We start from the raw sequence: 12,507 nt of genomic DNA, 5'->3' as shown, positions 1-12,507 counted from the left end.
TTGCTGATTTATCCAGTTTATTGGGGCAGGAGGAAATTTGGGAACTTCTTTTATTTAGCGGATATTTAACTATTGATGAAAAAATTGGGGAAGACTATGAGGATGTGTATTCCTTGAGACTGCCTAATAGGGAGGTAAGGGAGTTTTTTAGGAAGAAATTTATTGATGTAAATTTTGGGGAAAGTGGTAAAAGTTAGTTACAGATAGTTACAGTGTGAAAGGGAAGAAATAGCGATGTATTTGGATCAGATTAGTTTTAATAACTTTCGGTGTCTTGTGGATGGGAAGTTGAAGTTTGATAGGTATTTTAATTTAATATATGGGAAGAATGGACAGGGAAAAACATCACTTATTGAGGCTGTCCATTTTTTGGCTACGGGGAAGAGTTTTAGGACTAAGAAAGTGAAAGAGATTCGCAAATATAACTTGAACAGGCTGATTGTGTTTGGGAAGTACAGACATAAGGATTTGTCGGAAAATACTATTGCTATTGATGTTAATGAGGATAAGAAGGACTTTTATATTGACAGGGAAAAAAATAAATATATAAATTATGTGGGGCTACTTAACATTATTTCATTTATTCCTGAGGATATTGAGCTGATTATTGGGAATCCTGGCGTTAGGAGAAATTTTTTTAATTATGAAATTTCACAGGCAAAAAAGGAGTATTTACAGTCGATTGTGAATTTTGAGAAAATATTGAAGGTGCGGAACAAACTTATAAAGGAAAAAAAGACTGGCGAGGAAATTTATAAAATCTATAATGAAAAATTTATTGAGGAAGGGCTGAATATCGTTTTAAACAGGCGGGAATTTATAAAAAAACTTTCAATTCTTTTAACCTTGAATTATCGTAAATTATTTGATGAAAATTCGGAGCTGAAATTAAAATATGACTGTTTTCTTGGGGATGTGGAAAAGAAAACTAGGGAAGAACTGAAGGAAAAATTTGAAATGTTATGCAAAAGGAAAAGCGAGAGAGAAAAATTTCTTGGATACAGCCTGCTTGGACCTCAAAAAGACGATTTTGTCTTTGAGCTGAATGGGAAAAATGCAAAGGCGTATTCTTCACAAGGGGAGAAAAAATCTATAATATTTTCGCTAAAAATTTCAGAAATTGATATTTTAATAAAGGAAAAAAAGGAGTATCCAATATTTATAATGGATGACATCGCTTCGTATTTTGATAAAGTCAGAAAAAAAAGTATTTTAAGTTATTTTGTAAATAAAAAAATTCAATGTTTTATAACTTCAACAGAAGATCTGGGCATAGAAGGAAAAAAATTTATTGTGGAAAAGGGGAAGATTATTAATGAGTAAAAAGGGGTTGCAAAATGGACGGAATTAAGGATTTAAAAAACTTGGCACTAAAAGCGATTGAGAAAAGAAGCTCACTTTTAAAGAATGAAAAATATATTTTGTGGAAAATTAAGAAAAACTGGACACAGATTGTGAACGGTCCTATTGGCGAAAAAACTTATCCAAAGAGCTTGTTTAACGGAAATCTAGTTGTAGTGATTAATGATGGAATTATTTATCATACGATGATAATGTATGCGGAAAATATAAAGGAAAAAATAAACACATTTTTGAATGGGAAATTTTTGGAAAGTATCGAATTTTCGAAGGTAAATTACAAAATAAAGCGAGATTTGCTGGATGAACTTATTGAAAATGAGGAAAAAAGAGGGACAATTCGGGTTGGTGAAATCCCTAGAGGAAATGTTAGGGAAAGTAGGATAGATGTTGAGTCTGAAAATAAAATCACAGAAAAAGTGAAGGATATTGTGCTTTCTACGGAAGAAATTAAAGAAATTCACGAGAATATTGATAAAATTGATAAAAAATATGAAGATATTGCCAGAAGACTGGAAAAAATTGCGATAAAGCTGAAAAAGAGGGAAAAATATTTAAAAAATAATGGATATATTGAATGTGAAAACTGTAAAATTTTATTCTTGCAGGAAAGTAACGAGAAAATGTGTTTTGAATGCAGAATGAATGAAAAAAATCGCAAATTTCAAAAAATGACAGATTTGATAAGGAATAAACCGTATATATCTGAAAAACAGGCAGTCCGAATGACAAGTACCGACAAATCTACATATTATAAAGCAAGAGATATATTGGCACAGCAGACTTACAATGATATGCTTTATTACTGCCTTGAAAAAAACAGAGAAATTTCTTTAAATGAGGATTATGAATTTGAAATTCGGAGTGAATCTAGGGAAGATGTGGAAAAATTTATAAAAAATTATGTGGATTACAAAATTGGGAGCGATAATGAGGAAGTTTTTAAGGTTGAGAGAAAGTGGGCTTTGAGAAGGTTAAGAAAGGATATGAAATTTAGGCTTGAGAATAATAGGAGATATTGAAAGTAGCAGAGTTTATATCTCATAATTTTAAGTAAAAAATTTTATTTATGGTTTTGGTTCAAAATATGGTAAAATAATATTTATAAAATTTGAGATAAACTTCAAATATCTCTAATATATAGTAATTTTGTAAATAATTTAAACTTAAAAAGTATAATTATTTTATTTAGATTAAAAATTTTGATAGTTTTATGAGTTGATTTAAAAAGAGTTGGAATATAAATGGAGAAAAGATGTATATAGAAGAATTATTAAAAGAAGCGGATAAATCAATGGAAAATTATAAGTATGAGGATGCACTTATGTATTTGAAGTCGGTACTTGAAATTGATGAGAGTAACTATTCGGCACTTATGACACTTTCTAAGATTTATTCAGACTTTGGAATGTTTGAACAAGCGAAGGAATATGCAGAAAAATTGCAGAAAAAGTATCCTGACAGCAAGGATACGCTTTTTACATTGGGATTTGTCTATCAGTCGCTTGGAAGGTTAAAAAAAGCGATTTCACTTTATAAAAAATTTTTGGAAATGGAAAAAAATTATTTTGTATATTTGAATATGGGAATGTCTTATGCTTTGTTAAAGTATTATAGAAAGGCGATAGAAAATATTGACAAGGCGATAGAAATGGAGCCTGAAAGTTCTGAAGCGTATGTTGAGAAAGGCGACTGTCTTACAATGATGGGGAAATATGATGAGGCAATTTGTGAATATACAAGACTTTTAAATGCAAAATTTAACGAGGTGGAGGAATTTTCGCTTTACGCACGGATGGGCGACACAATGGCTTATTCAAACAATATAAAAGAAGTTGTGAAATATTATAATATCGCCATAAATTGTGAAAATGTGGAAGATTATGTATTTGAGGATTATTTTGAAATATTGTTCAGAGCAGAGGAGTTTGAGGAAATAAAACTTCTGCTTTTAAATTATGAAAATGCAACGAATGAGAATAAAGGACTTTCAAGAATAAAAATGTTGAATTTGCAAGGAAGATTTTTTGTGAAAACCAAAGATTATGAAAATGCACAGAAGGTTTGCGATAAAATGATTATTTTAGAACCTGAAAATATTCGCCATTATGTGAATTTGGTATACGTGCTGGAATTACAGCATAAATATGACAAAGCGCTCGAATATGTAGCTAAAATGGCTAAATTTAAAGAAGATAAGGACTTTTTGAAGGAATTGAAAAAGAGATTGAGAAAAAATAAGAGAAAATTTGAAAAGGAAAATGAGAAAAGTTTAGAAAATAAAGAAAAGTAAAAAAAATTAGAAATTATGAGGATTTTAAATGGAAGAAAAAAATTATGAAGTTAATAAGAAATATGATGAAAAAATATTAATAAATGTACTGAAAAATTTTGATAAAACTGGGGAATATGTTGTAGAACCGGGAAGAAATGAAATAAAAAAGTTTGAGATATATATTGAAAATAATTTGAAAAAAGAGAATGAAAAAAAGAAAAAAAATAATAACATTGAAAAGACTGCAACAAAAAAAATAGTAAATGTAAAAAAATTTAAACAAAAAGATTTCATTACAAACTTTTTCTATAAATTTAAAGGCTCAAAAGCAAAACGTTCTTATGAATATGCAAAAAAATTATTAGAATATAAAATAAAAACTCCAGAACCAATTGCATATTTTGATGATTTTTTAAACGAAAATAATAAAAAAAACAGTTATTATATAAGCGAGGAATTAAAATATGATTTTACCTGCCGTGAAGTTTTCTGGCCTGAGGATATCGAGCGGGACAAGGCTGAACAGGGGGAAAATTACAAGATAAGTGAAGAAACGGAAAGAATGCTTGCAAAAGTGGAAAAGAATCGTGAAAAAATTATAAGGCAGTTCGCAAAATTTTCATTTGACTTGCACGAAAGTGGTGTAGAATTTGAAGACTATTCACCAGGAAATGTGCTGATTAAGGATAAAAGTGGGAATTACGAGTTTTATCTGGTTGACTTAAATAGAATGAAATTCGGAGTGAAACTGAATTTGGATAAAAGAATGAAAAATGTTTCACGTATGATGGAAGATGAAAAAATAGCCAGAATTTTTGCAAATGAATATGCGAAGTATTGCAAACAGAGAGAAGAACTGGTTTTTAGATATTTAAGGTATTATATTAGAAAACACAAAAGTTATGTTTATTTTAAGGATATTACTCGTCCGGTAAGGAATGTTTTTAAAAAGAAGAAGTAAATTTGTTTAATAATTTTAAAAAGTAAAATATTTTATATTTAAAGTTTATCATAAAGCATTTTTATAAATGATTTTTTATTATAGATGTATTTTTTTATAATTATTTTTTACTTCATTTTTATGTTTTTTCTATTTTTATAAAGCAAAGGGGAACATCGCCATCCCCTTTGCAAACCCGGCTCGTCTAAGCATTTTTTTGAAATATTCCCAAATTTTATTTGGGAAAGTAGTCTAAACATTTATTATTTGGATAAACCTGGATTACTACGAAATTGAAACTCGCTTTTTAACAAAAGTTATCATCAACTCTTTAAATTAATTAAAATTTGAAGAGTTTGAAAAAGCTCAGACAGTCAATTTCATTCCAAAAAAATCACGACAATTTTAGTTTAATTATAATAGATTATTTGATTAAAATAAATATCAAGCAAAATTTCGTTAAAGAAAAAATTACTAATAGAATTAATAAATAAAAATTTAAGATTATAAAAAAGCCTTTTAGAATTAGAATAAGTTTATCAAAAAAAAATAATAAGTTGAAAGGAAAATTTTAAAAATGAAAAATTATGACATAATTGTTGTTGGAGCGGGACATGCTGGGGTGGAAGCGGCACTTGCTGCGGCAAGGCATGGACTGAAAACAGCGTTATTTACAATATATCTTGACAATATTGCGATGATGTCGTGTAATCCGTCAGTTGGGGGTCCTGGAAAAAGCCATCTGGTGTCGGAACTTGGAATGCTTGGCGGGGAAATGGCAAGACATATTGACAATTATAACTTGCAGTTAAAGAACTTGAATCATACAAAGGGGCTGGCTTCTCGGATTACAAGGGCTCAAGCCGATAAATACTGGTACAGGGTTAAGATGAGGAAAATTATCGAAAAGCAGGAAAATCTCGATTTGGTGCAGGGAATTGTTGTAGATTTGATTGTGGAAAATAAAAAGGTTATGGGAGTTGAAGACAATCTTGGGATAAAATATGGGGCAAAGGCTGTTGTTTTATGTACAGGAACGTTCTTAGGCGGAGAATATGTGATGGGAGATGTAAAATATTCGTCAGGGCGGCAAGGAGAGCCTGCAAGTGTAGATTTGCCTGATAGACTAGTGGAATATGGCTTTGAGCTGGATAGATACCAGACAGCCACTCCTCCGAGAATTGCCAAATCTTCAATCGATTTTTCTAAAATGGAAGAATTAAAAGGAGAAGATAAGCCACGATATTTTTCTTACGAAACAAAAAAAGAATATAATTCAACTTTACCAACTTGGCTTACGTTCACAACACCCGAAACAATAAGAGTGGGACAGGAAATGCTTAAATATTCACCTATTGTTACTGGAATTGTAAGTACGAAGGGGCCACGACATTGTCCTTCACTTGATAGAAAGATTATGAACTTTCCAGAAAAAACAAATCATCAGATATTTCTGGAGCAGGAATCTGTAGAATCGGATGAAATCTACATAAACGGATTTACAACAGCAATGCCTCCATTTGCACAGGAAGCAATGTTAAAAACGATTAGTGGACTAGAAAATGCTAAAATTGTGCGTTATGGGTATGCTGTGGAATATAACTTTGTACCTGCGTATCAGTTAAAATTAACTCTTGAAACAAAAGTTTTGGATGGACTTTACACAGCGGGAACTATTAATGGAACGAGTGGATATGAAGAAGCAGCCTGTCAAGGATTTATAGCGGGAGTGAATGCTGCGAGAAAAATTTTAGGGAAAAAGGAAATTGTGATTGACAGAAGTGAAGGATATATTGGGGTTTTGATTGATGATATAATAAATAAAAAAACACCAGAGCCTTATCGTGTATTGCCTTCAAGAGCTGAATACAGACTGACTTTGCGTCAAGACAACATTTTTATAAGACTTTTGGGAAAAGCGAAGGAAATAGGGTTATTAAATGCTGAAAAATTGACAGAACTTGAAAATACGTGTCAGGAAATTGAAAATGAAATCGAAAGACTGAAGAGCATTACAGTTTATCCAACTAAGGAAAATAATGAAAAATTACTTGAAATTGTAGAAAAACAAAATCAATCTGAAAGTGAGGAAATTGAAAAAAATAGTAAAAATAGTATGAACAGCCCTGTTTCAGCCTTTGAATTTCTTGCGAGAAAAGAAATCAACTATGATAATTTAAGTGAATTTGTGGAAACTGTGAAATTGTCGGATTTAGCTAAGGAGCAAGTGGAAATAAATGCGAAATATAACGTATTTATTGAAAGGGAAAAGGCACAGATTGAGAAATTTAAAAAGCTGGAAAAAATGATAATTCCAAAGGATTTTGACTATGAAAGCGTAAAAGGACTTAGCAATATTGCTATTTCTGGACTTATATATGGACAGCCTGAAACGATTGGGCAGGCTAGCAGAATCAGCGGAGTTACTTATAATGATATTTCGCTTTTAATTGCGATTTTGAAGAATTGATAAAATTAAATAATACTGGGGTCTAGAAAGTATAGTTATAGTTTTTGAGTTCAGTTTTAATCAATTTTATTGAAATGTTTGAAAATTTAGGAAGGAAAAAGAATGGAAGAAAGTATAAAGATAAAAAACAGCTTGGTAGATAACAAAAAAATGAGATTTGGGACGGAATCAATTCCAAAATTGCTAGTTTCGCTTGCAGTACCAGCAATTATTGCTAATCTTGTAAATGCACTTTATAATATTGTGGATCAGATTTTTATTGGACAGAAAATTGGATTTCTAGGAAATGCAGCTACGAATGTGGCTTTTCCGCTTACGACAATTTGTCTTGCGATTGGACTTATGACGGGAGTGGGGGCTGCAACGAACTTTAATCTGGAATTAGGTAGAAAGCGTCCAAAAAGAGCAAAAAGTGTAGCAGGAACAGCAGTAACAATGCTTCTTTTAGGTGGAATTATATTATGCATATTGATTAATATATTTTTAAAACCTATGTTAACAGCATTCGGTGCGACAAATCAGATTTTTGACTATGCTATTGAATATACTCGAATTACATCTTTAGGGATACCATTTTTATTATTTTCAATAGGGGCGAACCCTTTGGTAAGAGCTGATGGAAATGCTTTTTATTCTATGCTCGCAATAGTTGTTGGATCGCTTGTAAATACTATATTAGATCCGTTATTTATGTTTGGATTTGATATGGGAATGGATGGTGCGGCTTGGGCAACTGTAATTGGGCAGTTTGTATCAGCAGTTATGCTAGCTTTGTATTTTTTCAGGTTTAAAAGCGTAAAATTTGAGTTAAGGGATTTTAAGATAAGAATACGGGAAATAGGGATTTTATTTGCATTGGGGACATCGCCTTTTATTTTTCAATGTTCTGCTTTAGTTATTCAAATTGTAACAAATAATCTGCTAAAGATATACGGGGCAAAATCCATTTATGGAAGTGAAATTCCAATTGCTGTTGCTGGAATTGTTATGAAAATAAATGTTGTATTTATAGCGATTGTATTGGGACTGACACAGGGGGCACAGCCTATTGCAGGATACAACTATGGAGCAAGGAAATATACGAGAGTTCGTGAAATATTAAGTTTGACATTAAAAGCCGCTTTTGTTATTTCGATAGTAGCATTTGCGATATTCCAAATTTTCCCGGTACAGATAATTTCTGTATTTGGAAGTGGAAGCGAACTTTACTTTAAATACGGAACAAAATATATGAGAATATTTTTATTTTTCATATTTTTAAATGGTATTCAAGGTGCAATTACATTGTTCTTAACATCAATTGGGAGGGCATTCCAAGGGGCTGTCCTATCGCTTGTAAGACAGATTATATCATTATTGCCACTACTTATAATTTTACCGTACTTTATGGGAGTTGATGGAATTATGTTCGCTTTTCCAATAGCGGATCTGGTGGCATTTATTGTATCGGTAATCATTTTGAAAAAGGAAATGAAAAGAATTCCAAAAAAAGATGAAGATGATTAAATAGTTTGAAATAAAGGAGAAAAGAATTTAATGAAATTAATAGTGGGACTTGGAAATCCTGGAGAACAGTATAAATTAACAAGGCATAATATTGGGTTTATATTTATTGACGAATATTTGAAGGAAAATAATATAAATGATGTAAGAGAAAAGTTTAAATCATTGTTTGTGCAGACTAATTACAATGGAGACAAGGTTTTTTATCAGAAGCCAACTACGTTTATGAATTTGAGTGGAGAAGCAGTTGGAGAAGCTGTCAGATTTTTTAAGATTGATCCGAAAACGGAACTTTTTGTAATTTACGACGATATGGATATGCAGTTTGGAAAGCTGAAAATTAAGCAAAATGGAAGTTCAGGCGGACACAATGGAATAAAATCCATTATTTCCCATATTGGAAATGAATTTGTGCGAATAAAATTTGGAATTGGAAAACCAAAAACGAAGGAAGAAACATTGGGATTTGTACTGGGGAAATTTTCGCCTGAGGAAAAGGAAGTTGTAAAAGATTCAAGAGAGAAAATATTTAATTTGATTGACGATATAAAAGACGATATGACGATTTCAAAATTAATGAATAAATATAACACTAAATAAAAATGGAAAGGAATGGTTTAATGGGTAACGTTATTTTAAAATGTACTAATCTATCCAAAACTTATGATTTTGATAATGCATTAAATAATGTAAATTTATCAATAGAAACTGGTAAAATTATTGGATTATTAGGACCAAATGGAAGTGGGAAAACAACTTTTATAAAGCTGTTAAATGGACTATTAAAGCCAACAGAAGGTGAAATTCTTATAAATGGACAAAATCCAGGTGTTGAAACAAAAAAAATTGTCTCATATTTGCCTGATAAGAATTATTTGGATAATTCTAAGACTGTAAACGCAATTTTGCAATTATTTGCTGATTTTTATGATGATTTTGACCGTGAAAAAGCACAAAATATGTTAAAGGATTTGGGAATTGATACAACAAGAAGATTTAAGCTGCTTTCAAAGGGAATGAAGGAAAAAGTTCAATTAATACTTGTTATGTGCAGACGTGCTAAGTTATATTTGTTGGACGAGCCGATAGCTGGAGTTGATCCTGCGGCAAGAGATTATATTTTAAATACTGTTATAAAAAATTATAACAGGGAAGCAACAGTTATAATTTCTACACATTTAATAGCGGATGTGGAAAAGGTGCTGGACGAGGCAATTTTCATAAGTAAAGGTGAAATTTTGCTTTATCAGGATGTGAAAAGTATAATAAATGAAAATAATAAAACAGTTGATGAATACTTTAGGGAGGTGTTTAAATATTGAAAAATTTAGGGAAATTAATCAAATATGATTTTATGGATGTAAGTAAATTGATGCTTCCATTTTACATTGGAATGGGAGTAATGGGAATCGTAATAAGATTATTCTGGTTTGTTTTATTAAATGAAAAACTTGACGAAAGTGTAAGAATTTCTACGGGTATTTTTCAGTTTATGTCGTATTTTGGCTATGTAATCGCAATTATTGGACTAATTTTGATGACTTATTATGCGGTAATAATCCGTTATTATCGTTCTATTTATGCGAATGAGGGATATTTGACAAATACTTTGCCTATTGAGACATATGAAATAATTTTAGCAAAATTAATAACATTTTTCGGCTGGTTTGTTGTAAATGGAATTATAATATTTTTTACTTTTTGGTTTGTTATTCCTTTGGAAGAAGTAATTAAAGCAAATATATTTAGACCTGAAGTTTTTCGTGAAATAGAGATGTTTTTACGGCACTCTGTAAGTACTACTTTAATAATCAGTATTATTTCTATGTTAGTTATGACGATTGAAAAAATATTATTTTTATTTTTGTGCATAAGTATTGCAAATATGGTAAAATCTTACAGAGTTTTGACTGGAGTCGGTACATATATGATTCTTGGGGCAGTTATAAACTTGATAAAAAGGTTTATATTAACTATGACGTATTTTTTGGACTTTAAGAATTACAGTAATAGCTATAATGATTCAGATGTGGAAGCCTTGAAAACATTTGAGTACCTTTTTAATACCAATTTGGGACTACTTTTTACAAGTATAATATTTTCGGTTATAATATTTTTTGTAGTAAATTATTTATTAAAAAATAAATTGAATTTGGAATAATTTAAGTAAGATAGATTTTATAATAAAATACAACAAATTTAAAATAAAACTCTAAAGAAAACTAATGTGTAGTTCAATTTAGAGTTTTTTCTATTTTTTTTATAGTGTACTCAGAAATTATCTGTTTAAAATTTTTTCAGTTTGCCTTAAATCTTTTTCTCTTGAAACAACGCCGTATTTTTTCTTAATTTCTTCTAATCTATCAATAACCTTTTGATTTTCTTCCTTTGAAAAGTTTTTTACCGATAAAAAGAATTTCATTGACCCCTCAAAACTTCTGATAGATTTTGTTAAAAAAAGACGTTTTCTAAAAAAAGGAGGTTTTCTTACAATGTCATCAAAATCAATAAAAGCAATTTTTTCACTATTTTTATCTATAAAAAAGTTTCCAAGACTGAAATCCATATGATAATATTCTTTTTCAAAAAATTTTGTTTCAAAATCAAGCCACAAATCAAGTGTTTTATAAGTAAGCTCGAAATCATTTTTTTCAACTAAATAATTATAATATGATATAAAATTTCCAGTAAATGTTTGGTTTATATTTTCTGAAACAGTTTCTATTTTTATATGAAAAGGAGTATATTTTATAACCTTGTATTCTATAATTTTCATGAAATTTAGTTCTGGAAAATCTTTTTCCAGATGTTTCGCAATCTCAAAAGAATTTCTTCCTTTTTCCCTTGTAAACCCCAAAAATATTTTTAGTGCTTTCAAATTTCGATATTCATAAGTTTTATAAAAAAGTTTTTTTTCTTTATCTATATTCAAATTTTTATTTTCTTGCATTTTTATCCTTTTTCCTTTATTTTCATTCTTGTTAAATTTTAACATATTCTATTTTTTATTTCAATAAATAAAAATTAAAGCAGCAGAGTAAAAAAAATTCTATCCAAAATCTATTGACTTTTTACACTTAATAGGCGTAAAATATTAAAATAAAGGGATAAGAATGGAGAAAACTAAAATGAAGAAAAATATAAAATTATATAAATTTAACGAAATTGATTCAACGAATGAATATTTGCGAAAAAATCATAAAAGCTATGAGGAATTTGATGTTATTTCTGCTAGAGTTCAGACGCATGGAAAGGCACGTAGGCAGAATGACTGGATTTCGTTGGATGGGATGGCACTTTTTAGTTTCTTTTTAAAGGAAAGAGATAACTGGGAAATTGAGGATTATTTGAAATTGCCATTGATTGCTGGAATTGCAGTTATAAAGGGACTTAAAAAAATTGAAAATTTAGAATATAAATTCAAATGGACTAATGATGTTTATGTGGAAAATATGAAATTATGTGGTATTCTAATAGAAAAAACTGAAGATGTTTATATTACGGGAATTGGGATAAATGTAAATAATATGTTGCCAGAAAACTTAAAAAGTAAAGCCATTTCATTGACTCAAATAAGAAATAAAAAATATGAAATTGATGAAGTTATAAAAAATATTGTTTTAGAATTTCAAACATTGTGTGAAAATTTAGAAAATGGATTCTGGAAGGATATTTTAAAGGAAATTAATCAGATAAATTATTTGAAAGGTAAAAAAATTGAATTAAAATTTGGCAATGAAGTTATTTCAGGAGTTGCTCAGAATATTGATGAAAATGGGGAGCTTCAAATTTTGATGGAAAAAACAGATAATCGAAAGCCTGAAGTTAGGAGTTTTTCAGTTGGGGAAGTTTTTGAAAAGATAGTTTATTCTTCATAATTTTTTTTAGATTTTTGTTAAAAAATTGTAAAATCAATATAGTTTAAAAGTAGTCTAAATTTTGGGATATTTAGTAAATTAA

Annotated in this window: 11 protein-coding genes and 1 pseudogene; 11 read left to right on the top strand and 1 reads right to left on the bottom strand. The window is 29.6% G+C overall.

The genetic code is table 11. From position 1 onward, the window contains the following. Positions 1-2 precede the first annotated feature (2 nt). The 10 genes and pseudogenes from QU666_RS00400 to QU666_RS00355 form a co-directional block, all read left to right on the top strand. Positions 3-185: pseudogene (locus tag QU666_RS00400) on the top strand (hypothetical protein); the annotation flags it as partial. A gap of 49 nt (positions 186-234) precedes the next feature. After that, the gene (locus QU666_RS00395) at positions 235-1,323 is read left to right on the top strand and encodes a DNA replication/repair protein RecF (protein WP_021769820.1); all 1,089 of its coding nucleotides are present in this window, start codon (positions 235-237) and stop codon (positions 1,321-1,323) included. Between the two features lie 14 nt (positions 1,324-1,337). Beyond that, positions 1,338-2,381, top strand: a complete 1,044-nt coding sequence (locus QU666_RS00390; protein WP_021769821.1) for a DciA family protein — start codon at positions 1,338-1,340, stop codon at positions 2,379-2,381. 233 nt (positions 2,382-2,614) lie between these two features. Next, a complete protein-coding gene (locus QU666_RS00385) occupies positions 2,615-3,652 on the top strand; it encodes a tetratricopeptide repeat protein (protein ID WP_021769822.1) in 1,038 nt (345 codons plus the stop codon). Between the two features lie 28 nt (positions 3,653-3,680). Beyond that, positions 3,681-4,595: a hypothetical protein gene (locus QU666_RS00380; protein ID WP_021769823.1), complete on the top strand. Its 915-nt coding sequence runs from the start codon at positions 3,681-3,683 to the stop codon at positions 4,593-4,595. A gap of 556 nt (positions 4,596-5,151) precedes the next feature. Further along, positions 5,152-7,044 carry a tRNA uridine-5-carboxymethylaminomethyl(34) synthesis enzyme MnmG gene (gene mnmG / locus QU666_RS00375; RefSeq protein ID WP_021769825.1) on the top strand — a complete coding sequence of 631 codons (1,893 nt, stop codon included), beginning with the start codon at positions 5,152-5,154 and terminating at the stop codon, positions 7,042-7,044. A 102-nt stretch (positions 7,045-7,146) separates the two neighbouring features. Further along, complete coding sequence (locus QU666_RS00370; protein WP_021769826.1) at positions 7,147-8,550, top strand: MATE family efflux transporter; 1,404 nt, start codon at positions 7,147-7,149, stop codon at positions 8,548-8,550. A 30-nt stretch (positions 8,551-8,580) separates the two neighbouring features. Further along, positions 8,581-9,147, top strand: a complete 567-nt coding sequence (pth, locus tag QU666_RS00365; protein ID WP_021769827.1) for an aminoacyl-tRNA hydrolase — start codon at positions 8,581-8,583, stop codon at positions 9,145-9,147. A 2-nt stretch (positions 9,148-9,149) separates the two neighbouring features. Beyond that, entirely contained in the window at positions 9,150-9,869 is a 720-nt protein-coding gene (locus QU666_RS00360) for an ABC transporter ATP-binding protein (protein WP_021769828.1), read from the top strand. After that, positions 9,866-10,708 carry a hypothetical protein gene (locus QU666_RS00355; protein WP_021769829.1) on the top strand — a complete coding sequence of 281 codons (843 nt, stop codon included), beginning with the start codon at positions 9,866-9,868 and terminating at the stop codon, positions 10,706-10,708. The genes QU666_RS00360 and QU666_RS00355 overlap by 4 nt, the downstream gene beginning before the upstream one ends. Before the next feature lie 117 nt (positions 10,709-10,825). On the opposite strand, the gene QU666_RS00350 is transcribed toward QU666_RS00355, so the two are convergent. Then, positions 10,826-11,497 carry a hypothetical protein gene (locus QU666_RS00350; RefSeq protein ID WP_036071520.1) on the bottom strand — a complete coding sequence of 224 codons (672 nt, stop codon included), beginning with the start codon at positions 11,495-11,497 and terminating at the stop codon, positions 10,826-10,828. 178 nt (positions 11,498-11,675) lie between these two features. On the opposite strand from QU666_RS00350, the gene QU666_RS00345 reads away from it, so the two are divergent. Continuing rightward, entirely contained in the window at positions 11,676-12,425 is a 750-nt protein-coding gene (locus QU666_RS00345) for a biotin--[acetyl-CoA-carboxylase] ligase (RefSeq protein ID WP_051285853.1), read from the top strand. Positions 12,426-12,507: the final 82 nt, after the last annotated feature.

The organism is Leptotrichia sp. HMT-225 (assembly GCF_030644325.1).
GTDB classification, from domain to species: domain Bacteria; phylum Fusobacteriota; class Fusobacteriia; order Fusobacteriales; family Leptotrichiaceae; genus Leptotrichia; species Leptotrichia massiliensis.
The sequence above is the reverse complement of the archived record's forward strand: the minus strand, read 5'-3'. Positions and strand labels throughout refer to the sequence as shown.

Bases quoted from the DNA above. Each gene is read 5' to 3' on its own strand.
- QU666_RS00395 (WP_021769820.1), top strand. From the start codon at position 235: ATGTATTTGGATCAGATTAGTTTTAATAACTTTCGGTGTCTTGTGGAT.
- QU666_RS00390 (WP_021769821.1), top strand. From the start codon at position 1,338: ATGGACGGAATTAAGGATTTAAAAAACTTGGCACTAAAAGCGATTGAG.
- QU666_RS00385 (WP_021769822.1), top strand. From the start codon at position 2,615: ATGTATATAGAAGAATTATTAAAAGAAGCGGATAAATCAATGGAAAAT.
- QU666_RS00380 (WP_021769823.1), top strand. From the start codon at position 3,681: ATGGAAGAAAAAAATTATGAAGTTAATAAGAAATATGATGAAAAAATA.
- mnmG (WP_021769825.1), top strand. From the start codon at position 5,152: ATGAAAAATTATGACATAATTGTTGTTGGAGCGGGACATGCTGGGGTG.
- QU666_RS00370 (WP_021769826.1), top strand. From the start codon at position 7,147: ATGGAAGAAAGTATAAAGATAAAAAACAGCTTGGTAGATAACAAAAAA.
- pth (WP_021769827.1), top strand. From the start codon at position 8,581: ATGAAATTAATAGTGGGACTTGGAAATCCTGGAGAACAGTATAAATTA.
- QU666_RS00360 (WP_021769828.1), top strand. From the start codon at position 9,150: ATGGAAAGGAATGGTTTAATGGGTAACGTTATTTTAAAATGTACTAAT.
- QU666_RS00350 (WP_036071520.1), bottom strand. From the start codon at position 11,497: ATGCAAGAAAATAAAAATTTGAATATAGATAAAGAAAAAAAACTTTTT.
- QU666_RS00345 (WP_051285853.1), top strand. From the start codon at position 11,676: ATGAAGAAAAATATAAAATTATATAAATTTAACGAAATTGATTCAACG.